The sequence below is a fragment of the Mycolicibacterium sp. 624 genome, from assembly GCF_040548615.1.
Lineage (GTDB): Bacteria > Actinomycetota > Actinomycetes > Mycobacteriales > Mycobacteriaceae > Mycobacterium.
This window is the reverse complement of the sequence record NZ_JBEPRZ010000001.1, coordinates 540228-565170: the sequence shown is the minus strand read 5'-3', so window position 1 is coordinate 565170 and position 24943 is coordinate 540228. Positions and strand designations below refer to the sequence as shown.

Annotated in this window: 25 protein-coding genes and 1 pseudogene; 15 read left to right on the top strand and 11 right to left on the bottom strand. The window is 65.8% G+C overall.

Translation table 11 applies throughout. The features are described from left to right. Positions 1-138: 138 nt before the first annotated feature. The 4 genes from ABIA65_RS02570 to ABIA65_RS02555 form a co-directional block, all read right to left on the bottom strand. Complete coding sequence (locus ABIA65_RS02570) at positions 139-579, bottom strand: DUF5078 domain-containing protein (RefSeq protein WP_354522508.1); 441 nt, start codon at positions 577-579, stop codon at positions 139-141. Between the two features lie 10 nt (positions 580-589). Continuing rightward, a complete protein-coding gene (locus tag ABIA65_RS02565) occupies positions 590-922 on the bottom strand; it encodes a DUF732 domain-containing protein (protein ID WP_241401931.1) in 333 nt (110 codons plus the stop codon). A 214-nt stretch (positions 923-1136) separates the two neighbouring features. Then, positions 1137-1643 (bottom strand): universal stress protein, encoded by a 507-nt coding sequence (locus ABIA65_RS02560; RefSeq protein ID WP_354522507.1) that lies wholly within the window; start codon positions 1641-1643, stop codon positions 1137-1139. A gap of 43 nt (positions 1644-1686) precedes the next feature. Beyond that, positions 1687-3129: an MFS transporter gene (locus ABIA65_RS02555; RefSeq protein WP_354522506.1), complete on the bottom strand. Its 1443-nt coding sequence runs from the start codon at positions 3127-3129 to the stop codon at positions 1687-1689. 346 nt (positions 3130-3475) lie between these two features. Here ABIA65_RS02555 and ABIA65_RS02550 point away from each other — a divergent pair. From ABIA65_RS02550 to ABIA65_RS02525, 6 genes and pseudogenes are all read left to right on the top strand, one after another. Continuing rightward, positions 3476-3677 (top strand): annotated as a pseudogene (locus ABIA65_RS02550) (IS1380 family transposase); the annotation flags it as partial. A 212-nt stretch (positions 3678-3889) separates the two neighbouring features. After that, the gene (locus ABIA65_RS02545) at positions 3890-4315 is read left to right on the top strand and encodes an MmpS family transport accessory protein (protein WP_241401928.1); all 426 of its coding nucleotides are present in this window, start codon (positions 3890-3892) and stop codon (positions 4313-4315) included. After that, positions 4312-7194, top strand: a complete 2883-nt coding sequence (locus ABIA65_RS02540) for an MMPL/RND family transporter (protein ID WP_354522505.1) — start codon at positions 4312-4314, stop codon at positions 7192-7194. The genes ABIA65_RS02545 and ABIA65_RS02540 overlap by 4 nt, the downstream gene beginning before the upstream one ends. A 273-nt stretch (positions 7195-7467) precedes the next feature. Continuing rightward, positions 7468-7677 (top strand): heavy-metal-associated domain-containing protein, encoded by a 210-nt coding sequence (locus tag ABIA65_RS02535; protein ID WP_241401926.1) that lies wholly within the window; start codon positions 7468-7470, stop codon positions 7675-7677. Between the two features lies 1 nt (position 7678). Then, positions 7679-8647, top strand: coding sequence for a DUF8832 domain-containing protein (locus ABIA65_RS02530; protein ID WP_354522504.1), 969 nt, complete (start codon positions 7679-7681; stop codon positions 8645-8647). A gap of 28 nt (positions 8648-8675) precedes the next feature. Next, complete coding sequence (locus ABIA65_RS02525; RefSeq protein WP_241401924.1) at positions 8676-10973, top strand: heavy metal translocating P-type ATPase; 2298 nt, start codon at positions 8676-8678, stop codon at positions 10971-10973. A gap of 36 nt (positions 10974-11009) precedes the next feature. Here ABIA65_RS02525 and ABIA65_RS02520 read toward each other — a convergent pair whose 3' ends face one another. Then, positions 11010-11924 (bottom strand): AraC family transcriptional regulator, encoded by a 915-nt coding sequence (locus ABIA65_RS02520; RefSeq protein WP_241401923.1) that lies wholly within the window; start codon positions 11922-11924, stop codon positions 11010-11012. Between the two features lie 153 nt (positions 11925-12077). Here ABIA65_RS02520 and ABIA65_RS02515 point away from each other — a divergent pair, with 153 nt between their 5' ends. The 4 genes from ABIA65_RS02515 (at position 12078) to ABIA65_RS02500 (ending at position 15452) form a co-directional block, all read left to right on the top strand. Then, positions 12078-13157 carry an aldo/keto reductase gene (locus ABIA65_RS02515; RefSeq protein ID WP_354522503.1) on the top strand — a complete coding sequence of 360 codons (1080 nt, stop codon included), beginning with the start codon at positions 12078-12080 and terminating at the stop codon, positions 13155-13157. A 287-nt stretch (positions 13158-13444) separates the two neighbouring features. Continuing rightward, positions 13445-14218 (top strand): GNAT family N-acetyltransferase, encoded by a 774-nt coding sequence (locus tag ABIA65_RS02510; protein ID WP_354522502.1) that lies wholly within the window; start codon positions 13445-13447, stop codon positions 14216-14218. Continuing rightward, the gene (locus ABIA65_RS02505; protein ID WP_354522501.1) at positions 14215-14658 is read left to right on the top strand and encodes a GNAT family N-acetyltransferase; all 444 of its coding nucleotides are present in this window, start codon (positions 14215-14217) and stop codon (positions 14656-14658) included. Before ABIA65_RS02510 ends, ABIA65_RS02505 begins: the two co-directional genes overlap by 4 nt. 53 nt (positions 14659-14711) lie before the next feature. After that, positions 14712-15452, top strand: coding sequence for a class I SAM-dependent methyltransferase (locus ABIA65_RS02500; protein ID WP_354522500.1), 741 nt, complete (start codon positions 14712-14714; stop codon positions 15450-15452). On the opposite strand, the gene ABIA65_RS02495 is transcribed toward ABIA65_RS02500, so the two are convergent. Further along, entirely contained in the window at positions 15440-15805 is a 366-nt protein-coding gene (locus tag ABIA65_RS02495) for a cupin domain-containing protein (protein WP_241401916.1), read from the bottom strand. The two genes, ABIA65_RS02500 and ABIA65_RS02495, sit on opposite strands and share 13 nt — an antisense overlap. A gap of 287 nt (positions 15806-16092) precedes the next feature. On the opposite strand from ABIA65_RS02495, the gene ABIA65_RS02490 reads away from it, so the two are divergent. Both ABIA65_RS02490 and ABIA65_RS02485 read left to right on the top strand, forming a co-directional pair. After that, positions 16093-16347 carry a hypothetical protein gene (locus ABIA65_RS02490; RefSeq protein ID WP_241401914.1) on the top strand — a complete coding sequence of 85 codons (255 nt, stop codon included), beginning with the start codon at positions 16093-16095 and terminating at the stop codon, positions 16345-16347. A gap of 166 nt (positions 16348-16513) precedes the next feature. Beyond that, positions 16514-16723, top strand: a complete 210-nt coding sequence (locus ABIA65_RS02485) for a hypothetical protein (RefSeq protein WP_354522499.1) — start codon at positions 16514-16516, stop codon at positions 16721-16723. 52 nt (positions 16724-16775) lie between these two features. On the opposite strand, the gene ABIA65_RS02480 is transcribed toward ABIA65_RS02485, so the two are convergent. From ABIA65_RS02480 to ABIA65_RS02470, 3 genes are all read right to left on the bottom strand, one after another. Next, entirely contained in the window at positions 16776-17561 is a 786-nt protein-coding gene (locus tag ABIA65_RS02480; RefSeq protein WP_354523070.1) for an AraC family transcriptional regulator, read from the bottom strand. Between the two features lie 193 nt (positions 17562-17754). After that, positions 17755-18927, bottom strand: a complete 1173-nt coding sequence (locus ABIA65_RS02475) for an acyl-CoA dehydrogenase family protein (protein WP_354522498.1) — start codon at positions 18925-18927, stop codon at positions 17755-17757. After that, positions 18920-20116: an acyl-CoA dehydrogenase family protein gene (locus ABIA65_RS02470; RefSeq protein ID WP_241401911.1), complete on the bottom strand. Its 1197-nt coding sequence runs from the start codon at positions 20114-20116 to the stop codon at positions 18920-18922. Before ABIA65_RS02470 ends, ABIA65_RS02475 begins: the two co-directional genes overlap by 8 nt. A 125-nt stretch (positions 20117-20241) precedes the next feature. Here ABIA65_RS02470 and ABIA65_RS02465 point away from each other — a divergent pair, with 125 nt between their 5' ends. Further along, positions 20242-21051 carry an SDR family NAD(P)-dependent oxidoreductase gene (locus ABIA65_RS02465; RefSeq protein WP_354522497.1) on the top strand — a complete coding sequence of 270 codons (810 nt, stop codon included), beginning with the start codon at positions 20242-20244 and terminating at the stop codon, positions 21049-21051. Between the two features lie 4 nt (positions 21052-21055). Here the strand turns inward: ABIA65_RS02465 and lipE are convergent, their stop codons facing one another. Beyond that, entirely contained in the window at positions 21056-22303 is a 1248-nt protein-coding gene (gene lipE, locus ABIA65_RS02460; RefSeq protein WP_354522496.1) for a lipase LipE, read from the bottom strand. Beyond that, positions 22300-22827: a peroxynitrite isomerase gene (locus ABIA65_RS02455; protein WP_241401906.1), complete on the bottom strand. Its 528-nt coding sequence runs from the start codon at positions 22825-22827 to the stop codon at positions 22300-22302. Before ABIA65_RS02455 ends, lipE begins: the two co-directional genes overlap by 4 nt. Positions 22828-22872: 45 nt before the next feature. Between ABIA65_RS02455 and ABIA65_RS02450 the strand changes: the two genes are divergently transcribed. Then, complete coding sequence (locus ABIA65_RS02450; RefSeq protein ID WP_354522495.1) at positions 22873-23784, top strand: DUF1295 domain-containing protein; 912 nt, start codon at positions 22873-22875, stop codon at positions 23782-23784. Continuing rightward, positions 23781-24896 carry an FAD-dependent oxidoreductase gene (locus ABIA65_RS02445; protein WP_354522494.1) on the top strand — a complete coding sequence of 372 codons (1116 nt, stop codon included), beginning with the start codon at positions 23781-23783 and terminating at the stop codon, positions 24894-24896. Before ABIA65_RS02450 ends, ABIA65_RS02445 begins: the two co-directional genes overlap by 4 nt. Positions 24897-24943 lie beyond the last annotated feature (47 nt).

The following is a 24943-nucleotide window of genomic DNA, read 5'->3' as shown; positions in this document are numbered from 1 at the left end:
ACGCCACCCCGAGCACACGTACAGCCCCGACGCGCTTACGTCACAACGTTGATCAGTCGATCGACAAGAGCGCGCCGACGAGTGTCAGGGCGGCGACAACTGTGCTCCTATGCTTGCACACCGGGTCAATCTAGAGCGTCACCAGACCCAGACCGACATATCGTCGGGCGGGTAGTTCATGCAGACCGCGGTGGACGCTGCGACGACGCCCTTGTTGTTGAAGAAGATCTTGGCCCAGTTGGGCCAGTTCCATGCCAATTGCTCATAGAAGGCGTTGGTGGCTGTGTTCTCGGAGTACTGGCGACGGCCCGCGTAGTCCATGGCGAAGAACCAGTGGATGCGGTCCTGCACAGCGCGGTGCACCTCGGGGGACTTGTTGTTGTAGTCGATCAGGTAGCGCTCGTAGTAGACCGGGTTGGTGTCGCGGGTGGCGGCCAGGATCTGTTCCGCGGTGCACGGGGTGTGCAGGATCCTCCGCGGGATCGGGTAGTCCCCGGTGGCGTCGGCCGACGCGGTGGGGGCGAGGGTCAGGGCGGCGGCCGCGGCCAGGGCCGCGAGGCTCAGCTTCTTGATCTTCATCGGTGTTTCCCTACTGTGCGGTGAGTAGCACGCGTTTGTCAGGGCAGTAGTAATTCATTGCCGCGCCGAGGAATTGCCAGGCCTGTTCGGTGCTGGTGCCGCGCAGCAGTTGATCAGAGACGAACTCGGCCGAGTCCCGGGCGGTTACATCGACGTCGCGGTCGAGGCGCTTGCAGGCGATCTTGCCGATCCAGGCGTTGAAGTCCTTCTGCCCGTAGATCCCGTAGCCATGCAACTCCTTGGCGAACGCACTATCCGGATCGGCCTGTGCCGGAGTGGCCAACGCGAGTGCGGCAACAGATGCGACACTCGCAGACAACACGGCCAACTTGGTCTTGAACATCTTTAACTCGTTTCCTACGAGGAGATTCCGGCCGCAACCGGATCGGGCTTCGGTCGCTATCGACGGTTCACGAACGCCCGGATCGCCAACGTACGAAGAGCAGACCCAGACCGAGCGTGATGGTCTGCTGACGTTTCCGGACTTCGATTGGGCTCCAAGAGATACCGAACTTGGCGGACACGGTGAAGGTCGCCGTTGCGCTTCTGTCGGGCGCTCAGGCGTGCCGGGCGTCGGGCTCCGGCTTGCTTGGCCGCTGCCGGGCAGAGACGACTGCCTCGGACGGTACGACCAGGGTTGGTCGGCGGGCATGGTGGAGCACGTTTACCGATGTGCTGCCGAGCACGGCCGACCACAGCCCACGGCGGCCTCGGGAGCCGAGGACGATGAGGGCCGCGTCGATCTCATCGGCGGCCTGCACGATCGCCTCCGATGCGGTGGCCATCCTGGACAACACCCGCGGCACGGCGTCCAAACCGGCGGCGCGCGCACGCTCCGAGCCTTCGAACGCGACCCGTTCGGAGGCGTCGAGGCCGGCTTCTTCGATACCCCGAAGGTCCTCCAGGGCGGGATGCCCTTCGAGGTGAGCTGCGAGGCCTTCCATCGGCTGGCGGGCGTACAAGACAACCGCCTCAGCGCCAGGGAGGAGCCTGGCGACTTCGTCAATTGCCGTGCGCGCGTCGGGAGAGCCGTCGTATGCGATCAGAACAGGCGCTGTGGTCATGGTGATACTGCCTTTCTAAGTGCGGGTTTGAGCTGGCCTGCGTTCAGGCGTGCTCTGCAGCGGATTTGCTGCCGGGAACGGGACCTTCGGGCTGTGGCGTGCGGAGGGTCAGTGCAGCGATCACTGCCCCCGCGAGGGCGACCAGACCGGCCCCGAGGAAGGCGGACGAGAAGCCGTCGGTGAGCGCGGATGGGTCGCCGAGCTGGTCCGCGCCGTAGGAAGCGGCGATGGCAGTCATGGCCGCTAGGCCGAGTGCGGAACCGACCTGGTAGCTAGTGTTGACGATCCCCGCCGCGAGGCCGCCCTCTTCGGGCCGGGCGGACGAGATGGCGGTTCCGAGTGAGGGTATGAAGGCGAGCGACATACCGAGTGCCGCCACGAGTGACGCGGGCAGGACGTCGGCCCAGAAGTTGCCATCAGGCCGGATGAGGGACAGCCAACCCATGCCGATGGCGAGAATCACCAGGCCGGTCACGATCATGGTCTTGGGTCCGAAGCGGTTGATCGCGCGCGGCGCGAGGGCGATCATTCCGATCATGATGAGGAGGGTCATCGGCAGCAGGGCGGCACCGGAGGGGAAGGCGCTGTAGCCGAGAACCTGCTGCAGGTACAGGTTGAGGAAGAACCACATCGGGATCCACGCACCGCCGAGCAGCAGCTGTGCGATGTTGGCCGCACCCAGGTTCGGCGTACGGAAGATGGTCAGGCGCATCAACGGTTCACGACGGGACGCCTGCACTCCGACGAAGATTCCAAGCAGGACGACCGAGATGGCGAGCACGCCCCACGTCTGAACGGAGCCCCATCCGACCTCGGGAGCCCGGACGATGGCGTACACCGCCGCGCCGAGACCCCCGGTGACTGTGAGCGCGCCTGCTACGTCGACGGCGCCCCTGGCGCTGGTGCCACCAGCAGGCATCAGCGCTGGCGCGGCGACAAGCGCGAGCGCCGCGACCGGAATGTTGATGTAGAAGACCCATGGCCACGACACGTACTCGGTGATCACGCCGCCGAGAAACACACCCGCCGTGCCCCCGGCTGGGGCCGCGGCGCCGTAAAGAGCCAGGGCCTTCGTCAACTCACGCGGGTCTGAACCGAAGAACATCATCAAAAGGGTCAGGGCCGACGGAGCGATGAGAGCCGCCCCGGCGCCCTGCACGGCCCGGCCGGCAAGTTCGACGCCCACGGTGCCAGCGAGGCCGGCCGCGGCAGACCCGACCAGAAGGATGCCCCATCCCACACTGAACATCCGGCGAGCCCCGAAGAGATCGGACAGGCGACCGCCGAGCAAGAGCAATCCGCCGAAAGCGACCACGTAGGCGTTGAACACCCAGGACAGATTCTCCTGCGAGAAGCCGAGATCTTCCTGCATACGGGGCAATGCGACACCGATGATCGAGGTGTCCATGATGACTATGAACTGAGCTGTGGCGATCAGTGCGAGTGCCCACCAACGCCGGGAGGGGGGAGGTGATGCGACTGACATTTTCGTTACCTCGTACCAGTATTGGGTGTCTGGTCATCGTTGGCCAGGCACCGAGAGCTTGAACAGGGGTGCGTGCTTCGCGTCGACTACGCTCCGTAGCAAGGCGCTCGCGATACCCTACCAGGGTATGGTTGTCATGCAAGAGGCTTTGGGAAATTGGCCACGCTGACCGCAGCCATGTCCGCAGGTTCTCTCAAGGGGCTGTCCCGCTGCGAACCACGATCGGCACCGACACCGCAGCCCCGGTGATCTCCGGGGTGTCGCTGAGCGCCGGGTGCATCGTTTTCGTTGAAATCATCTATGCCACTTGCGGTTCCACCACCGATGGGATCACCGTCCGGGCAACCCCATCGCCGATGCCGACCTCGCCCACCGCCGCCACGCCATCAACGAAACCAGGGTTCGCCGACCTGGTCGACGAGCCCTCGGTCCACATTTCCTCGGGCCGCTTCGTCGCGAACTCGTCCTGCGTGTTGTGCGCTGCGATCGCACACAACCTGTTGCGCGCCGCCGTGCCTCTGGCTGGAGGTCGCCTCCGCAGCGCCCGCGACAGCCTGGGTTTTTCTGTGGCACAACGCAACAACGTTCATCAGTGGATCGAGGATGCGGCTACCGTGCGCCCGCGCGGCGGTCATGTATACGGCATAGGGGTATGGGGTGTACGCTCCCGGCAGATGATCGACAGCTCGGCGCAGGCGGACAGCGCGCCGATTCTGCAGTTGTTAAAGCCGGTATGGCTGACGCTTTGAAGGGACGAGAGATGTTTAGGGTCATGCAGCGGATGTGGATACCGATGGTCGTGGTGGTGGTGGTTGCGATCGCTGTGTTCGCGGTGATTCGGCTGCATGGGGTGGCCGGTTCGACAACGGATGATCCGAGCGCCATCAGGGATGGATCCGAACCCGTCATTCCCAAAGACGTAATCTATGAGGTGTTCGGTCCCGCGGGAACGACGGGCCAGGCGAACTTCCTCGACGAGCATGCTCAGCCGCAGCACGCGAACTTCACGACATTGCCGTGGTCGTACACGATCTCGACGAAACTGATGTCGGTCTTCGCCAATGTGGTCGCGCAGGGGGACAGCGGCACGCTTGGCTGCCGGATCACCGTCAACGGCGTGGTCCGCGACGAGCAATCGGTGACCGCCCATAACGCGCAGGTGTTCTGCTTGGTGAAGTCCGCATGAGAACACTCATGGCCGCTGCCAAGCCGTCCCGCGTCGCGTCGGCCATCCGCCGGGTGCCCGGTTTGATGATCGTGGCGTGGCTGGTGGCGATGGTGGCGGTGAGCGTCGTTGTGCCGTCGCTCGAAAAGGTGGGGCAAGCGAACCTGGTCTCGCTGGCGTCCCAGGAGGCGCCGTCCTACAAGGCGCTCAAGAAGCTGGGCGAAGAGTTCGATCAGTTCGGTTACGACAGCATGGTCATGGTGTTGCTGGAAAGCGACACCGAACTCGGCGACGAGGCGCGCGACTACTATCGCGGCCTGGTCGCTCAGTTCAAGGATGACCATGAGCATGTCGACCACGTTCAGGACTTCTGGGGCGACCGCGTCACCGCGGGCGGGTCGCAGAGCGTGGACGGCAAGGCAGCCTACGTGCTACTGAATATGGTTGGTGACCAGGGGACTACGCCGGCCAAGAAATCCGTCGAAGCGGTACGCGATATCGTCGATCGAAGCAATCCACCGCCCGGGCTGAAGGTCTACGTCACCGGTCCGGCCGCGCTCACGATGGACCTGAATTCCGCCGCTGACGATAGCCAGCTGATGATGACGTTGATCACCTTCGCGATCATCGCTCTCATCCTGTTGATCATCTATCGCTCCTTCGCGACGATGTTGCTCGTCACGATCACGGTCTTCGTCGAGCTCAGTGCCGCGCGCGGAGTGGTTGCCATCCTCGGGCATTACCAGGTCATGGAACTGTCGAACCTCGCAGTGAACCTGCTGACGATGCTGGGGATCGCGGCAGCTACCGACTACGCAATCTTCTTCCTCGGCCGATACCACGAGGCGCGAGCGGCCGGCCAGGATCGTATTGCGGCGTATTACACGACATATCACAGCGTTTCGCATGTCGTGCTCGGGTCGGGTTTGGCGATTGCGGGTGCGACGCTCTGCCTGACGTTCACCCGGCTGCCGTACTTCGCAGCGGTGGGTATTCCCAACGCCGTGGCCATGCTTGTCATCGTCGCCGCAGCACTCACGCTCACGCCGGCGGTGCTGCTAGTGGGCACCCGCTTCGGGTTGCTCGAATCAAAGCGCAAGATCACGACCCGGCGATGGCGCCGGATCGGCACCGCCCTCGTGCGCTGGCCGGGACCGATTCTGGTCGTGACGATGGTTGTCTCGCTGATCGGTCTGGGGGTGCTGCCGTCGTACACGGTCAACTACAACGACCGGTATTACGTCCCAGACAGGATGCCTTCCATTCAGGGCTATCAGGCGTCGGACAGGCACTTCTCCAAGGCTAAAATGGACCCGGACATCCTGTTGATCGTGGCCGACCAGGATCTGCGCACCCCCGCCAACATGCTGATCCTGGACAGGATCGCGAAGAACATCCTCCGCGTCGAGGGAATCAACAAGGTACAGAGCATCACCCGGCCCTTGGGGGCGCCGATCGACCACAGTTCGATCCCGTTCCAGGTGAGCATGCAGTCGGTGTCGATGACCGAGAACTTGCAGTTCATGAGGGACCGTATGGGCGACATGCTCGAGATGACCGACGAACTCGGTGCGATGATCGCCATCATGGAACGCATGCACGGCCTCATGCAGCAACAGGCCGACATCACCCACGACATGGTCGGCAATGCGAAGGATTTGCAAGCGACTTCCGACGAAATGCGTGACCACATGGCTAATTTCGACGATTTCTGGCGGCCGGTGCGCAATTACCTGTACTGGGAACCGCACTGCGCCAACATCCCGATCTGCTTTTCGGTGCGGTCATTGTTCGACGGCCTTGACGGGATCGACAAGCTCAGCGAGAACATGGCTTCGATGCTGGTCAATATGGAGAAAATGGATGCGCTGATGCCGCAGCTGGTCGCCCAGTTGCCGCCGATGATCGCAATCTCCAAGAACATTCGGTCCACCATGCTCACCATGTACAGCAGCTTCAACGGGATGATTGACCAGATCAGTCGCATGACCGACACAGCGACCGCGATGGGTCAGGCCTTCGACGCCGCGAAGAACGACGACTACTTCTACCTGCCGCCGGAGGCCTTCGACAACCCGGACTTCCAGAAGGGCCTCAAGCTGCTGGTATCACCGGATGGCAAGTCCGCGCAGATGATCATCACGCATGTGGGTGATCCGGCGGGACCTGCGGCGCTCGCCACGACACCGGCGGAGCTGACGGCGGCGAAGGAAGCCATCAAGAGCACGCCGCTGGAGGGATCCGAACTGTATCTCGGCGGTACCGCCGCGACGTATCACGACATCGAGGAGTTCACGAAGTACGACCTGATGATCGTCGTGATCGCGGCGCTCAGTCTCATCCTGATCATCATGCTGGCCATGACGAGAAGCATCGTCGCGGCCATAGTGATCGTCGGAACGATCGCGATCTCGCTGGGTTCGTCGTTCGGGCTCTCGGTGCTCATCTGGCAGCACATTCTCGGCCAGCAGCTGCACTGGTTCGTGCTACCGATCACGGTCATCATCTTGTTGGCTGTGGGATCGGACTACAACCTGCTGCTGGTGTCCCGGTTCAAGGAAGAGCTGCACGCCGGCATGAAAACGTCGATCATCCGCGGGGTTGCCGGTTCCGGGAGCGTGGCCACACAGGCGGGCCTGGTGTTCGCGATAACCATGGGCTCGATGATCACCAACGACCTGATCGCCATCGGTCAGGTGGGATCCGCGATCTGTCTGGGCCTGTTGTTCGACACCTTCGTGATCCGCGCGTTCATGACCCCGACGGTTGCGGCGCTGCTGGGTCGCTGGTTCTGGTGGCCGATCAAGGTGCTCCCCACCTCGGTGATTGGTCGGAGGGCCGCCAAACCCGACGATTCCCCCGACGAGGACACCAGCGAGATCCCGGTTCCGGCCCACTGAGGCGCAGCGGCCGGAGTTGCTTGACGACGTTGGTGATGCCCAGCCCGGTCTTGTCTTGGACGCCCCGGTCGTGGTCCACGACCGGGGCCCGGGGGACCGCGGTCGCCGGGGCAATTGACCTACGTGCCGGACTCGGTTGCTGCTGCTCGGCGGAGCCGTGGCCGCTGCCGAACCTCCGACGCCAGTCTTGACGAAATACTCCGTAGGGGTATGGTGTGGTTCGTAGTGCCACATACCCCCACAGGGTATAGTGGTGGATGTGAAGGAGAGCCGATGACTACGACCACGTACCAAGTGACCGGAATGTCCTGTGGACATTGCGAGGGCGCGATCACCCGGGAAGTCAGCCAGATTGCAGGCGTCGAACATATCGACGTCTCGGCAGCCACCGGCATACTCGCGGTGACCAGCACGGGTGAACTCGACGACGCTGCGGTCCTGGCTGCCGTCGAGGAAGCCGGGTATGCCGGAGTGCGTGCCTGACATGCGCGCACCGACAAAGCTCGGGTTGTACGGCGTAGGCCTGGTGGCGATCTTCGTCGTCGGTTTCGTCGGGGCCCGCGCATTCATCCCCACGGACGCGTCCGCGTCGTGGAAAAGTCAAGCAGAGGCAGCGCAGATGGACCACGGAGCACAACACCGCGCCGACACCACCGAATCACCACGCTCGGTCGAGATGCCCGGTCTATCGATCGAACGCAGTGGGTATCAGATCCGCGACGTGGCAGCACCCGGCGCCGTCGGACAGGACGGCACGCTGTCGTTCCGGTTGACCGGCCCCGGCGGAGTTGCGGTCACCGAGTACGACACCGCCCACGACAAGGACCTGCACCTGATTGTCGTCCGTAGCGACGGCGCCGAGTTCCGGCACGTGCACCCCACCAACGACGGTGACGGCTCGTGGTCGATTCCGTGGCGGTGGAATGCGGCAGGCTCCTACCGGATCTTCGCCGACGTCGTTCCCACGGACCTTGGCAGCAACGTGACACTCACCTCGACCACCTCGGTCGCAGGCGACTTCGTACCGAGGCCGCTGCCGCCGGAATCCGCTGTCGCCACGGTCGACGACCTCACCGTAACCCTCGGCGGATCGCTCGGCGTCGGCACAAGTTCGACCCTGACGTTCACTGTCACCCGCGCGGGGCAGCCGGTGAATACGCTAGAGCCATATCTTGCCGCGTACGGGCACTTGGTGGCGCTGCGGGTCGGTGACCTCGGGTACCTGCACGTGCACCCGATGGGTGAGCCGGGCGACGGAGTCACCAAGCCCGGCCCCGACATCGATTTCATGGCGGCTGCACCCACCGACGGCACGTACCTGCTGTACCTGGACTTCAAGGTGGACGGACAGGTCCGCACCGCAGAGTTCACGGTCACCGCGGCACCAGCCGCGGCTGCAGGCAATGCCACCGCCGGCTCGCCCGAGCACGGACACTCCGGCGCCGGTCACTGACCGGCAGCACGATGGAAGGACTGATCACATGACGACATCGCCCGCTCAGCCGCAGACGCCGGATGCAGAGAGCATCGAGCTCGACATCAGCGGAATGACCTGTGCGTCATGCGCCATGCGGATCGAGAAGAAGCTCAACAAGCTCGACGGCGTCTCGGCGACGGTGAACTACGCCACCGAGAAGGCCCGCGTCAGTACCCCGCCCGGATTCGACACCGCGGTCCTGATCGCCGAGGTTGAGAAGACCGGTTACGGCGCCGCCGTGCCGGCCGCCAAGGACTCAGTGTCGGACGCCGACGAACAGCGCGAGGATCCGGAGCTGACGACCCTGCGTAACCGTCTCATCGGCTCGATCGTGCTGTCGGTGCCGGTGATCGTCCTTGCGATGGCTCCGGCGCTGCAGTTCACCTACTGGCAGTGGGCGTCGCTGGCGCTCGCCGCGCCGGTGATCGTCTGGGCCGCATGGCCGTTCCACAAGGCCGCGTTCGCCAACCTCCGGCACGGCGCTGCGACGATGGACACCCTCATCTCGGTGGGCACCTCCGCGGCCTTCCTGTGGTCGCTGTATGCGCTGTTCTTCGGCACAGCCGGGGTACCCGGGATGACGCACGCGTTCGAGTTCACCATCGCCCCCGGGGACGGGTCCGCCAACATCTATCTGGAGGTCGCCGCCGGCGTCACCACGTTCGTCCTTGCCGGACGCTACTTCGAGAAGCGATCGAAGCGTCAAGCCGGTGCGGCCATGCGGGCACTTCTGGAGTTGGGCGCTAAAGACGTTGCGGTACTGCGCAATGGCGTAGAGACCCGAATCCCGACCGAGGACCTGGCAGTCGGCGACGAGTTCATCGTGCGGCCAGGCGAGAAGATCGCCACCGACGGCGTCATCGTTGACGGCACCTCCGCGGTCGACGCGTCAATGCTGACCGGTGAATCGGTGCCGGTCGAAGTCACCGAAGGCGACACCGTGGTCGGCGCAACCGTGAACGCAGGCGGACGCCTGGTAGTGCGTGCCACCCGGGTCGGATCGGACACGCAGCTCGCGCAGATGGCCAAGCTGGTCGAGGACGCTCAATCCGGCAAGGCCGAGGTCCAGCGCTTGGCGGACAAGATCTCCGGTGTCTTCGTGCCGATCGTGATCGGTATCGCAGTCGCCACCCTTGCGGTGTGGCTCGGCGGCGGGTTCGGAATCTCGGCCGCGTTCACCGCTGCAGTCGCAGTGTTGATCATCGCGTGCCCCTGCGCACTCGGCTTGGCGACCCCGACCGCACTCTTGGTCGGAACTGGCCGCGGCGCCCAGCTCGGCATTCTGATCAAGGGCCCCGAGGTGCTGGAATCGACGCGCAAGATCGACACCATCGTGCTCGACAAGACCGGAACGGTCACCACCGGCAAGATGACCCTGCTCGGTGTCACGACCGCCGCTGACACCACTGACGACGAGGTGTTGCGGCTCGCCGGAGCCGTCGAGGACGCATCCGAACACCCGATCGCTCAGGCGATTGCCAAAGGCGCAGCACAGCGGGTTGGCACTCTGCCCACCCCGGAGTCCTTCAAGAACATCGAAGGCAGGGGCGTGCAGGGGATCGTCGACGGACACCTCGTGGTCGTGGGACGAGCGTCATTGCTCGACGACTGGTCAATCACGATGAACGCAGACCTGACCGCCGCCAAGGGGGCTGCCGAGAAGGCCGGGCAGACCGCGGTTGTGGTTGCGTGGGACGGAGCCGCCCGCGGCGTGCTGGTGGTCGCCGACGCAGTCAAGGACACCAGCGCCGAAGCCATCGGCCAACTCAAGGCGTTGGGATTGACCCCAGTTCTGTTGACCGGCGACAACCGAACCGTCGCCGAGCAGGTCGCCGAGCAGGTCGGGATCGAGCAGGTCATCGCTGAAGTCCTGCCACGGGAAAAGGTCGACGTCGTGACCCGGCTGCAAGCCGAGGGCAAGGTCGTCGCAATGGTCGGCGACGGCGTCAACGACGCCGCCGCACTCGCGCAAGCAGATCTCGGCCTGGCGATGGGCACCGGAACCGACGCTGCAATCGAAGCCGCCGACCTGACCCTGGTGCGCGGCGACCTTCGATCGACCGCCGACGCAATACGGCTGGCACGCAAGACATTGTCGACAATCAAGGTCAACCTGTTCTGGGCGTTCGCCTACAACGTCGCCGCGATCCCACTGGCCGCGCTCGGGCTACTCAATCCGATGCTCGCCGGTGCCGCGATGGCGTTCTCGAGCGTCTTCGTCGTCAGCAACAGCCTGCGGCTACGAGCCTTCCGTTCCGGGACGGACAGCACCCCCAATCTCGGCACGCAGCAGTTCGCCTGACAGTCACAACGATTCAACAATTCTGGTTCGCCATGATCAGACCAGATGCGCAACTGGGCCTGCGTCATCGCGTAACCGCGACGCGTCCCGGCCCGGTGGGGCGCCGAACAGCCGGCGGTACTCGCGGTTGAACTGCGACGGGCTGTCATAGCCCACCTCGTGGCCGACGGTGGCGACGTCACTGCGCTGGGCCAGCAGCAGTGAACGCGCGTGCTGCAGCCGGATGCGCTTCTGAAACTGCAGGGGCGTCATGGCCGTGACCGCGCGGAAGTGGCGGTGGAAGGCCGACGTGCTCAGCCCGGCCAGCTGCGCCAGGTCATCGATGCGCACCGGTTCCGCGTAGTTGTCGCGCACCCACGTGATCGCACGGCTCACATGCGACAGGTTGCTGTCCGCCAGACCGATGTTGCGCAGCGCCGCACCCTGCGGTCCGGTCAGGGTCCGCCACAGGATCTCGCGCTGCACCAGCGGTGCCAGCACGGCGGCGTCTGCGGGGTTGTCGAGCAGCCGCAGCATGCGCACCATGGCGTCGAGCAGGTCCACCCCGGCGTCGCCGGTGCTGATGGCCGACACGTCGTCCGACCTGGCCCGCGATCCTGCCGGTCCCTGCAGGATCAGCTCGGCGACGTCCGCAGGTCGCAGCACCAGGCCCAGGCCCAGCGACGGCGACTGGACGCTGGTGTCGATGTGGTGGCCGGTGACCGGAACTGTCGCGGTGATCACCAGGCACTGGCCGGCGCGGTACTCGTACGTCCGATCGCCGAGCAGCAGGCGCTTACCGCCCTGGGCCATCAGCACCAGCAGTGGCTCGGTCAGCGTGTAGTCGGGTGTGACGGCGTCGGTGGTGACCCTCGACAGCAGCAGGCCGTCGATGGCGGTGCGCATGTCCGGCCGCGCGTGTACGGAGATGCGGTGGCGAATCTCGTCGAGCAAGTCGGCGCGGGAGTGCATGGATACACGGAAGCACCCGGGTCGGCGTACGGCAAGACGATCCTCGCGAATCGAGCAGGATCGTGCAATCACGCGACGGCTTTGGTCTACCCCGCCGATGGGCTCCGCGATTCGATGAGTGCACACCGTATCGACTGTTCAAGGAGCAATTTCATGTCACTGGATCACTACGTCACCCTCGGCAGGTCGGGCCTGCGGGTCAGCCCATTCGCGCTCGGCGCGATGACATTCGGCACCGACCCCGGCGGCGCAGGCAGCACTGTCGAGGAGTCGGAGCGTGTCCTGTCGACCTATCTCGACCTCGGCGGCAACCTGATCGACACCGCGAACTTCTACACCAATGGCCACTCCGAGAAGATCCTCGGCGACTACTTCACCGGCCGTCCAGGGCTTCGCGACCGGGTCGTGCTCGCCACGAAGTTCTTCACCAACATGTATCCCGGCGACCCGAACGGCGGCGGGGCGGGCCGCTCGTCGATCCGCGCCCAACTGCATGAGAGCCTGCGCCGGCTCAATACCGATCACGTCGACATCTACTGGATGCACAACTGGGACCGGCACACGCCGATCGAGGAGACCGTGTCGGCGCTCGACGATCTGGTCCGCGCGGGCACCGTGCGCTACATCGGCTTCTCGAACACCCCGGCGTGGGTGACGGCGCAGGCACAGACCCTCGCGCTGCTCAGGGGGTGGACGCCGCTCATCGCGTTACAGGTGGAGTACTCGTTGCTTGCGCGCACCGTCGAGGGTGAGGTGGCGCCGCTCGCGCTCGATACCGGTATGGCACTGCTGCCGTGGAGTCCGCTGAAGGGCGGCTTCCTGTCGGGCAAGTACCGCCGCGGCGAACAGGTCACCGACTCCGCGCGAGCCGATTTCGTCGGTGGGCCCAGCGAGGAGCAGTTCGCCGTCATCGCCGTCGTCGCGTCCGTCGCCGAGGAGATCGACGCGAGCCCGGCCGCGGTGTCGCTGGCGTGGTTGCGGTCCCGCCCGGGCACTGTCGTGCCGATCATCGGCGCGCGCCGCGTCGAGCACCTGACCGGAAATCTCGCCGGCCTCGACGTCACCCTCAGCGCCGACCAGATCCGCCGCCTCGACGAGGCGTCGACCCCGGTGCTTAACTACCCCGCCGAACTCAACGGTGACCTGCGCGCGATGCTGCAGTTCGCGGGCAGCACCATCGACGGCGAGCCCTCCGGCGTGTACCCGCCGCTGTTGGAGGGCGTCCGCTACTGAGGTCACCACCCCGCGAGACTGCTGGGAGATCGCGATACTCGACGAGATCGCGATCTCCCAGCAGTCTCGGTGATCGATCAGGGCAGGAAAACCGATTGCCATGCCTCCGGTTGTTGTCAAGACTTGGTGCAGCAAACGAATTTGGAGAGCAAGCGCACCATATGGGGTTGGACGGTCATGAACGAGGCGAACGGAGCCATGGTCATTGGACACGGCGAGCGGACTTAGTTCCACCGCTTCAGATTTGGTGCCGACCCAGGCTTCGCCCCAAACCTCCCAGGAGACTCATGCCCGAATTCTCGCCGGTCGTCGCCGACTGCTGGCTTGCGCCGTTCACCGGAGACGTGGTGCACAGCGACGAACGCTTGACGGTCGTCGTGAACCCCAGCCTCGACGACGACGAGCGGGTCACTGTCTTGTGGACGGCAGCTGATGATCGCGTTTCGATCGCGCTCACCCCTGCTGTCGCTGGCGCGATCGGCCTCCGCTCCAGCCCTGCTGAAACTCTGTCCGAGAATGGAATCCGCGCGGCCCTGGCCGCGGAGAAGATCGTCTTGCACGGCGCCGACAACATCTTCTGCCTGACTGAGTCCGCGGAGGTCGAGATGCTCGCAGAGACCGACGGTCCCGGTGTCCGCCGGCTCACGGGCGACGACGTCGACGTATTCGCCTCATTCGAAGCCGCGACGTCCGAGCAGGACCGTGATGACGCAAGCGTTGAACTAGACCACTGGGCAGTCTTCGGCGCGTTCGACGAGGACAGTCGTCTTGTCAGCGCGGCCAGCATGTATCCATGGGACGACGAGTCCACGATGGTTGATCTCGGAGTCCTCACCCGCACGTCCGCCCGAGGCCGTGGATACGCCAGCAAGGTGGTACGCGCCATGTTTCGCTACGCGCTCGCTCACGGCCACGAACCGCAGTACCGATGCCAGGTCGACAACACCGCGTCGGTCAACCTAGCGGCGAGTCTGGGTCTGCACCTGTTCGGCAGATGGGAGACCGTCACCCCCGCCGACCGACATCCGGATGACGCCCAGGCATCGAGGAGTTCGTGTTGACCGTTCGACGGTTCTCCCGCGCGGACTGGGACTGGTATCGCGAGTGGTTCGCTGATCGCGAGCTCGATCGTCGGCTTGGGCCGATGGATGAGGAATGGCTCGCGCACGTGCTGGAGGAGCGTGACGGTGTGCAGCTTGTCGTCGAGCAGCGTGACCATCCAGTCGCAGTCGTGGGGTGTGTGTGGGGCGCACCTGCGATGGGCCACGCGATCACCGATCTTGCAGTGGCTCCGCTCCACCGCCGACAAGGCTTGGGTGCAGTGGCTGTGGATATGACGACTCGGTGGCCGGGGCATCCGCCCACGGACTTCTGGTGTGCTTACGTTGAGTTGGACAATGAGCCCGCGTTCGGTTTGTTCACCTCTCTCGGATGGTCCTATCTGGGTGTCGACGACGGGATGCACGCGTTCCGGCGGGAAAGCGTCGATGGGATGCGTTGAGGGCGCGGAAAATCCGTTGGAGCGGTGTACTCACGTGGGTACAGTCCCACCCTGTGTCCGATGCGATCTATGCGAATCCGCGCCTGGCACCGCTGTATGACGAGTTCGAGGACAACCGCGCCGACCTCCTTGCCTACCTGGCAATTGCGGAGGCGCTCAACGCCGAGCTGGTTCTCGACATCGGATGTGGGACTGGTTCTCTCGCTGTACTGCTTGCGCGCTCCGGTCGCACGGTGGTGGCCGTAGATCCAGCTCAAGCGTCTCTGGAGGTCGCAAAGGCGAAAGGCGTACCGGGAATCACCTGGCTGCACGGGCATGCCGCGGACGTACCGGATATCGGTGCCCACCTCGCGGTCATGACCGGGAATGTGGCCCAGGCGTTGGTTACCGACCACGAGTGGACCACGGCCCTGGCATCTGTCTACCGAGCGTTGCGCCCTGGCGGTCATTTCGTGTTCGAAACCAGGCGTCCCGCCCGCCGCGCATGGCAGGACTGGGCCGCCGACACTGAGACCGAGATGCGTGACATCGCCGGAATCGGGCGGGTTACACGCCGTTTCGAGGTCACGGCAGTGCAGGCTCCGGTGGTGTCGTTCCGATACACCTACACGTTTGGCGCTGACGGTGAGGTTCTGGTGTCGGAGTCGACGCTGCGGTTCCGTGAGCGCGAGGACATCGAGGCGGATCTGATCACCCAGGGGTTCCGGGTCCACGAAGTTCGCGACGCCCCCGACCGTCCCGGCGAGGAGTTCGTCTTCATCGCCGAGAAGGTCAGTGGGGGTCAGCTGGCGTAGTAGTCGGCGCCTCTGGAGAACTCGATGAACGTGCACGCCTCGTCGCCGACACTCCAGGCGTCGTGTCCGGGCGGGAGCAGCATGACGTCACCCGCCGAGAACACCTCCTCGGAGCCGTCGACCATCTGCACTCCGAGCGCTCCGCTGGTCACCACGGCGACATGCGGCAGTTCGCACAGGTCGGTGCCCGCGTACTCCTTGAGGTCCTGTGACCACCGAGCACCCTTGCCGAACGTCACCTCCGTCACCGACACTCCGTCGAGTTCGGCGGTGCGCTTGGAGATCAGTCCGTGGACATCGCTCTCAATGTCGGCGAGCCGGGCCTTCTGCATGGCGGGGTGGTAGGTACTCATCGATTGATCTCAGCACGCGACAGCGGCTTTGCCTAGGGAAAGACTCGCCGGACGTGAAGAAGTGTGCGAGTTCACGGCTGGCTCTCGCACACTTCTTCACGTTCGGCGCAGGGGTCAGGCGGGGGTGCCGTCCGCCACTCGGGGCGCGCCTTCTCGTCGACTCCGCTTGTTCGCGGTGGTTTGTCGAAAGTCCGGTGTTTTTGTGGAAGCGGGCTTGGAGTTTCCTGTATACCGTCCACTCGATTTCCCCGGGCTGTCCGGCCCGAAATTCGTGTGTGAGGAGACCCGTGCTGAAGAAGATTGTCGCTACCGGCGCGCTGGCGCTGAGCGCCGCGCTGGCGAATGCAACCGTGGCGTACGCCGATGACGTCCTGGTGGTGGGGGCCGACGGTGTGGAGGAGTTCTACTACACCGAAGCGGACTGCGCGGCCGACGGACCCGATGTTCACCTGCAAGTCAACGACCGGGAGTATCCGTACTGGTTCTGCAAGCAGGGCGAGCACGGCCACTGGTACCTGTGGAACTCGGACACGCCGAACTAGCTGACGGCGCGCCAAGCGTCCCCTATAGGTCGCGTAGCCGGAGGCAGCCCCGGCTGGGGGGTGCGGGACTGTCTCCGGTCTCGCGATGATGGCGTCGAGTGGACTCAGTCGAACTCGGTGAGTTGGAATGCGGGGCGTGTGTGATGAAGGTCAACGGGCGAACTCGGTGACTCTCAGCCAGGATGGAACGTTCGCCTGTGTTGCTGCCGATCTCGGGGTGATCGATCCACTCCATACCGTCAACTCCGACCAGACGTACATCACCAACGGTTGGGCAGTGGAGGCCTTCAGCGACGGCACCCGATTCACCAACAATCGTAGTAACGAGGGCTTTTGGCTCAGCGTCGACGGTGTCGAGGCGCTGGGGCAGATGTGAAGCAACGAGTCAGCGGCCGGAGCGCGACTTCGTGTCGCTCCTCATCGCCGATCTAGAGTCCGCTCCGATAGGCGGTGGGTGTCGCCCCGACGCGACTCTTGAACGTCGTGGCAAAGTGGCTCGGGGTTGAGAACCCCGCTGCCACACCGATGTCGGTGATCGACATGGCAGTAGAAGCGAGAAGAACCTTCGCTCGGTTGATGCGGCGGGTCAGGACGAACTGGTAGGGCGTCGTGTGGAATGAGCTCACAAACGCTGTGATGAACGAGTTGGCGGACATCCCGGTGAACTCAGATAGCGCAGCGATACTGATGTCTTCGTCCAGTGAATCCTCGATGAACTCCACAAGCCTCACCTGCGTGGCCAGGTCGAATGTGCGCGTGGTGCGGCGCCGTTGGATCATTGCGTAGTGGTCGCTCAGATGAAGCCGGACCACGTCGGTCAACGACTCCTTGAGCAGGCGTGCGAGCAGATCTTCGCGGTCGACGACACTTTGCACTCGTCGCGTCATCTGGTGTAGCAGAGAGTCTCGATAACCGAAACGCGGTGTGAGTTCGCGATGCTCAAGCAGCTTCGTGGGCACGTTAACCTGGCTGAACTCGGCGAGACGCCCCTGTGCGGTGATCCCGACATGCTGGCCGGCCGGGATCACCAGTATGTCTCCGACTTTCGGGAGGTCACGGTGCAAAGGTCCGCGATCGAACTCGGTCTCCTTGGCACGTACCAGGCCGCCGGTGTATATCGCGATCACGTGGTGAGGTTCGTCGAATACCCAATCCGTGGGTTTGGCGATCTGTTCGCTGATGAAGTCGAACTCAAGGTCGCTCAACGACACCATCTCCATGTTGGGCGCCGCACTCAAGGCCCGCGGTCGCTCGCACAGACTGATGCTAACCGAGAGCTTCCAGCGCCGAGTGGGTTCAACACACGGATGGCGGTTTGCTACGGCTAGCCGTAACGCTCGCCGAACGTGAAGAAATGTGCGAAGTTTCGGCTCGAACTCGCACACTTCTTCACGTTCGGCGCAGGGGTCAGGCGGGGGTGCCGTCCGCCACTCGGGGCGCCCGGTCCGCCGACGCGGTGTCGAGCACCATGGCGGCCACCCGCGACCGATGCTGCTCGGGGCTACCCAGCAGTGCGGCGTCGGTGGTCGCGCGCTTGAAGTACAGGTGCGCCTGGTGCTCCCAGGTGAACCCGATGCCACCGAGGGTCTGAATGGTGTCGGTGGCGACGCGGGCGAACGCCGCCGAGCACACCGCCTGGGCGATGCTGGCCGCCAACGCGGGATCATCCGACCCGTCGGCCAGCGCCCACACGGCGTGGTAGGCCGTCGAACGGGCGTGCTCGACGTCGACCAGCATGTCGGCCAGGCGATGCTTCACGGCTTGGAACGATCCGATCGGCCTGCCGAACTGCAACCGTGACTTCGCGTACTCGACCGCCAGGTCCAGCAGATGCTGTGCGGCACCGACCTGTTCGACGGCCAGCAGTGCGGAACCCACCTGCACGGCGTGCTCGATGACTCGGGTCGCCTCGTCGGGCCCGGCGACCAGCCGCGCCGGCGCATCGGTGAGCACGATGGTGGCCTGTGGCCGGGTGAGGTCGAGTGTGACCAGTCCCGTGCGCTGCACACCGGCACCCGCGGCGTCGACGACGTAGAGCGCAACGCCGTCCGGGCCGTTGGCGGCGACCAGCAGGTCATCGGCGGCGGTGCCGTCGACGACACGTTCCAGCGTCCCGCTCAGCGTGGTCTCCGCACCGCTGGCAGCGGCCGCGATCGCGACATTGGCCGGGTCGAACCCGCCGGCCCGATCGGCCACGGCGAACGCCGCGGTACGACGACCCTCGACCAGATCGGCCAGCACGGCGTCGCGCACCTCACCCGACGACGCGGCGACCAGTGCGGGAATGGCGAGGAACACGGTGCCGAACACCGGTCCGCACGCAAGCGACGAGCCAAGCTCCTCGACCGCGACGGCCTGATCGACCAGCGAACCACCAACGCCGCCATCGGCTTCCGGCACCGACAGGCCGAGAACGCCGAGTTCGCCACCCAGCCGCGCCCATACCTTGGCGTCGAACGTGGGCTCGGACTCCATGAGCGCACGGACCGTCGGCTCGTCGAAGTTGTCGGCGCAGAACTTGCGCACGGCCGCCCGAAGCTGGCCCTGCTCATCGGTGAACGTGAAGGTGGGACTAGCCACGGGGGATCTCCTTCCAGGGCATGCCGGCATCGGCACGTAGGTCACCAGGCAGCCCGAGGATCCGTTCGCCGAGGATATTGCGCATCACGTCCGAGGTGCCGCCTTCGATGGTGTTGGCGCGGCTGCGCAGGAACCGTTGCTGGATCGGGCCGCGCCAGTCTGCCTCCTCCCGGTCCGGGTCGGGCGACCCGTAGCCGTGGTACAGAATGCCTTCGGGCCCAAGCAGATCCATGCAGAACCGATAGATGTGCTGGTTGAGTTCGGCGCCGACGAGCTTGCCGATCGAGCCCTCCGGGCCGGGTCCGCCGACGCCGGCACTGGCGCGGGAGCGTTCGGCGGTGAGCCGCTGCGCCTCCGACTTCAGCCACAGCGACGCGAGCCGATCCCGCAGCACCGGCGTCTGAAGGTCGGGCCGCGACGCCCACAGCGACACCGCCTCGGAGATGGTGCCCGCGCCACGCTTGCTGCCGCTGCCGCCGAGCGCGCTGCGCTCGTTCATGAGTGTCGTCATCGCGACGTTCCAGCCGTTGCCGACCGCGCCGAGGCGATGCGCATCGGGGATACGGGCGTCGGTGAAGTAGACCTCGTTGAACTCGGCGTGCCCGGTGAGCTGTCGCAGCGGCCGGGTCTCCACACCCGGTCCGTGCATGTCGATGACGAAGTACGTCAGCCCCTTGTGCTTGGCCACGTCCGGATCGGTGCGCGCCAGCAGCAGGCCCCACCGAGCCCTGTGCGCGAGGCTGGTCCAGACCTTCTGGCCGTTGATCACCCACTCGTCACCGTCGAGCACCGCCGAGGTGGCGAGCCCGGCCAGGTCGGAACCGGCGCCGGGTTCGGAGAACAGCTGGCACCAGATGTCCTCGGTGGTGGCCAGGGGACGCAGCCAGGACTTCTTGACGTCCTCGCTCTGGGCGTGCTCGCGGATGGTGGGCGCGGCCATGCCGTAGCCCATCGGGTTCAGGCCGAGCGGGACCGGCCCGCCCGCGCCCTGCAGAATCTTGTCGGCCACCGCCTGCAGACCCCGGGAGACGCCCAGGCCTCCGAGGCCCTCCGGGAAGTGCACCCACGACAGGCCCGCGTCGTAACAGGCGGCGAGGTACTCGGGAATGGGGACGGACTTCGGGTCGTGGTCGGCGACGACCCGGTGCGCGAGATCCGCGACCCGTTCGGAATCAGCAGCGTTGCTCATCTGGTCACGATAGGAAACTGACACCCGTCAAACGACACCGGGGCCGAAACGTCGCGGATGCCGTCTTCGGGTAATAGAGTTCTCGTATTCAGAGAAGCGAATTCTCGTAACGTCAGGAGAGTCCGATGGTGCTCAAGCGCGATGCCGCATCTCTCGAGGGCAGGGTCGCCGTGGTCACGGGCGGCGGATCGGGAATCGGGCGTGGAATCGCGCTCGGATTCGCGGAGTTCGGTGCGCGCGTGGCGATCTGGGAACGCGACGCCGACACCGCGACGGCCGCGGCCCACGAGTGCGGCGGCCTGGCGTGCGTGACCGACGTCCGCGACCCCGAGCAGGTGGACGCCGCGCTGGCCACGACCATCGAGACCCTCGGAGTGCCGACGATTCTGGTGAACAACGCGGGTGGTGTCTTCTGGTCGGGAATCCTCGACACCTCGCCGGGCGGATGGGACGCTCTGATCCGATCCAATCTCACCCACGTTCTGCTGTGCACGCAGCGCGTCGCGCGTGCCATGACCGCCGCCGACGTCGGCGGCAGCATCGTCAACGTGACATCGATCGAGGGCACCCGGGCCGCCCCGGGCTACGGCGCCTACGCCGCGGCCAAGGCCGGGGTCGTGAACTTCACCAAGACCGCGGCGCTGGAGCTGGCCCCGCACGGGATCAGGGTCAACGCGCTGGCTCCCGACGTGACGGCCACCGAGGGCCTCGCGGGGCTGGCGCCTGAGGGCTGGGAGGAACGCACCGGCCACAACATTCCGATGGCCCGCGTCGGACACGTCGACGAGATGGCCGGTGCGGCTGTGTTTCTCGCCTCCGAACTCAGCACGTACGTGACGGGCCAGACGTTGCACGTCGACGGCGGCACATCGGCCGCGGGCGGCTGGTATCACCACCCCGACGACGGGCACTACGTGCTGGGTGCAGGCGTCTAGCGAGTCAGGACTGGGGCAGTGCGGCCGTGATGGCGTCCAGCAGCGCCGGGTAGCGCTTCGCCTCGGGATGACCGCCTGGCTTGCCGCTGCTGACCACGGCCGCCGACAGCCGGCGCGCGGGGTCGGCCCAGACCGCGATGTCGACCAGGCCGGTGTGCCCGAACGCGGCGGGTGCGTTGCGGCCGAACGGGCCGAAGCGCTTGGACCCCAACATGTATCCGGTACCCCATCGCAGTGGCATCAGGCCGGTCGCCACGTCGGGCCGCAATCGGCGGGCCTCCCGGGTCGCGGCGCGCAGGGTCTCGGGTGACATCACGCGCACGCCGTCGAGATCGCCTCCGCGGCGCAGAATCTCGGCGAAGCGCGACAGTTCGTCCGCGGTCGACACGGTGCTCGAGGACGGCACCACACTGGTCAGAAACGCCGGTGTGTTCGAGAACGGGATGATCTGGGTGGGCGTTCCGCCGACGGCCTTCTTGAACACCGCCGCCATGGCTGCCGGCGCGGGCTTGCCGGTCACGTGGCTCGGCGCGACCAGTGGCACGTCGCCCGCGGCCACGCCGTAGTTGGTCCACCGGAAGCCCAGCGGGTCGAGGATCTCGGTCGCCAGGATCTCGCGGATGTCGCGTCCGGTGGCGGCCGAGACGATCTCGCGGACCAGCGGTCCCCAGGTCAGGCCGTGGTACATGTGCACCAGTCCCGGCCGGTAGATCGGCCTGAGATTGCCGAGCATGTCGCGGGCGTAGTCGCTGTCGTCCATCCGCTTGAGGTCGGGACGCGGGCCGGTCGCCAACGGCACACCGGCGCTGTGCGTCACCACGTGCCGGATCGTCGTGCGGTCCTTGCCGTGGCTGGTGTAGGTCGGCAGGTAGTCGCAGACCCGATCGTCGAGGGAGAACGCCCCGCGCTCGACGAGCATGTGCACGACGGTGGTGCTGATCGCCTTGGCCGCCGAGTACACGCAGAACGGTGTCTCCGGCGTGACCGGGATCTTCTCGGCGTCAGGCGAGTCCTGCGGTCCGTTGCCCCACCCGTGCCCGATCGCGCGGTTGAGCACGACGCGGCCGTCGACCCGCAGGCAGACCTGGATCGCGGGGTGCATGCCTGCGCGGTACCAGTGCCGTGCGGCATCCCAAATTCCCTCGACCGCAACGCGATCCACGCCGGAGTGGTCCTCGTCGGCCACCGCGGTGACGGCGTCGAGGTCGGCCGGGACCCGGATCCGTCCCTCGGTGTCCGCCTGGGCGGTCACGGTCGCACTCGATGCAGAGTCGCGGCCAGGTGGTGCTGAAGGGGTTGGCCGACCGCGCCCATTCGGACGGTGTAGGTCAGGAGGTCCGGTTCCATGCGGAACGAGCGAGACAGGGCGTTGACGTCCTTGGCCGATGACGTGCGCCCGATGGTCGTCGCAGTCAGTTCCATCTCGATGACGCCCCCGGTGACGGTCAGCGTGCCCTCCTCGATCTCGGTCACGCCCGTCGGATGGGCGAGCACCCATTCGACCCGGCCAGGCGCGGGCACCCGCACGTATCCGGTCTCGGCGTGCAGCGGTCTGCCGTCGGAGACCGCGCGCGTGCGGTGCCCGTAGCTCAGGAACGGCTTGCCGACGTGACCGAACGTCACCTCCTCGATGTACTCGAACGGCTCGATCGTCGGGTACTCGCCGGAACCGCGGCCCGTCCAGGTGCCGAGCAGTGCTGCCAGCACGGCGATATCAGGATGCAGATCGACCACGCCGCCAGGGTACGGCGAGCGCGCGAAACGACGCCGTCCCATAACTAGAACGTGTTACATTTCTGCCACCTCCGATGCAGGGAGATCATGAGTAACACCAGGTCCAAGGCGGCCTCGCTGGCGATTGTGACCGTCGCATACGTCATCGCCATCGCGGTCGGAGCCAGCTGGCTGGTGTGGGGTGCGACCACCGACCGGCTGTGGCTGGACGCCCTGATCGCCGACGTGCTGGCGACCCTTGTGGTGTTCGCGTTCAGCCGCGCCTACCGCAACTCGAGCTTCTACGACGCCTACTGGAGCGTGATTCCGCCGCTGCTGCTCGTGTACTGGTGGAGCCAGGCCGGACCCGATGTCGACCCACTGCGGACCTGGCTGGTGGCCATCGTCGTTGTGCTGTGGGCCGTGCGGCTGACCGGCAACTGGGTCTACGCGTTCCCCGGCCTGCACCACGAGGACTGGCGCTATCCGATGTTCCGGGAGCGCGGCGGCAAGTGGGAGTTCTTCGTCGACCTGTTCGCCATCCACCTCATCCCGACCCTGCAGGTGTTCCTCGGCATGGTGCCCGTCTACGTCGCGGTGACGCGCCCCGGCACGGGGTGGCCCTGGCTGGTGTGGGTCGCGTTCGTGATCGGGGTCGCCGCCGTCGCTCTCGAGTTCGTCGCCGACGCACAGATGTATCGCTTCGCGCGGACACGCAAACCCGGCGAGGCGATGGAGAGCGGTCTGTGGTCGTGGTCGAGGCACCCGAACTACTTCGGTGAGTTCAGCTTCTGGCTCGCCCTCGGATTGTTCGGCGTGGCCGCAGCGCCGGCCGACGCGTGGTGGGTCCTGGCGGGCGCAGCCGTCATGCTCGCCCTGTTCCTGGGTGCCAGCATCCCGATGATGGAGCAGCGCAGCCTCGCGCGCCGACCCGACTACCAGCTCGTGATCGACCGGGTGTCGAAGTTCGTGCCCCGCCCGCCGAGGCAGCCCAAGCCGCGGAAGCCTGTGGCGCCGTGAAGCGCGTCGTCGTCGCCGGACTTGGTGACTGCGGCGTCCTGACCGCGATCCGGCTGGCAAAGGACTGCGACGTCGTCGGCATCTCCGGCAAGACGGCGTTGGTGAGCGGCCAGGAACTCGGCTGGCGGATCAGCAGGCCCGACCACTGGGCGGCGCACAACTGGATATCGTTCGACCGGTTCCGCGGTCTGGACCGGGTCCGCACCGTGCACGGCATCCTGACCGCGGTCGACCTGGCGAGCCGCACCGTCACCGTGCGGGGTTCCGACGGCGAGGACGTGCGGGAGGGCTACGACGCACTGGTCATCTCGACCGGCGTCACCAACGGGTTCTGGCGGCAGCCGACGCTTCAGTCGGCCGAGGAGATCGGTGCCGGTCTGCACGCGGCGCACGACCGGCTCGCCGCGGCGGCATCGGTGATCGTCGTCGGGGGCGGCGCCGCAGCGGTCAGCAGCGCGGCCAACATCGCGCGCACCTGGCCCGACAAACGAGTCGAGCTCTACTTCCCCGGGGACCGGGCCCTGACGCAGTATCACCCCCGCACCTGGGCGCGCATCAATCGTCGCCTCGAGGAGGCAGGCGTCGCGCTGCGGCCGGGGCATCGCGCCGTCTTGCCCGACGGCTTCACCGGCGACGAGATCACCAGCGGCCCAGTGCAATGGAGCACCGGGCAGGAGCCTGCGAGCGCCGACGCCGTGCTGTGGACCGTCGGCCGGGTACGGCCCAACAGCGGATGGTTGCCGACGGAGTTGCTCGACGACGACGGCTTCGTGCGCGTGACACCGGAACTCCAGGTTCCCGGGCATCCGGAGGTCTTCGCGGTCGGAGACATCGCCGCAACGGATCCGCAGCGCAGCTCGGCCCGCAACCGTGCCGACGGGCTGCTCGCCCACAACGTCATGGCCGCGTTCGAGGGCCGCCCGCTGCGCACCTACCGGGCGCCGCGATCGCGCTGGGGTTCGGTGCTCGGAATCCAGCGCGACGGGCTGGAGGTGTTCGCGCCGAACGGGCGTGCCTTCCGGATCCCCGCGTGGTCCTTCGAACGCGTGCTGATGCCGTTGGCCGTCCGCAGGGGTATCTACCGGGGAGTGCGGGGCGCCCGGACCGTGTGACTATGCCCGCGTCCTCAATGGACCTGGGTATGGTTTGTTCATCAACA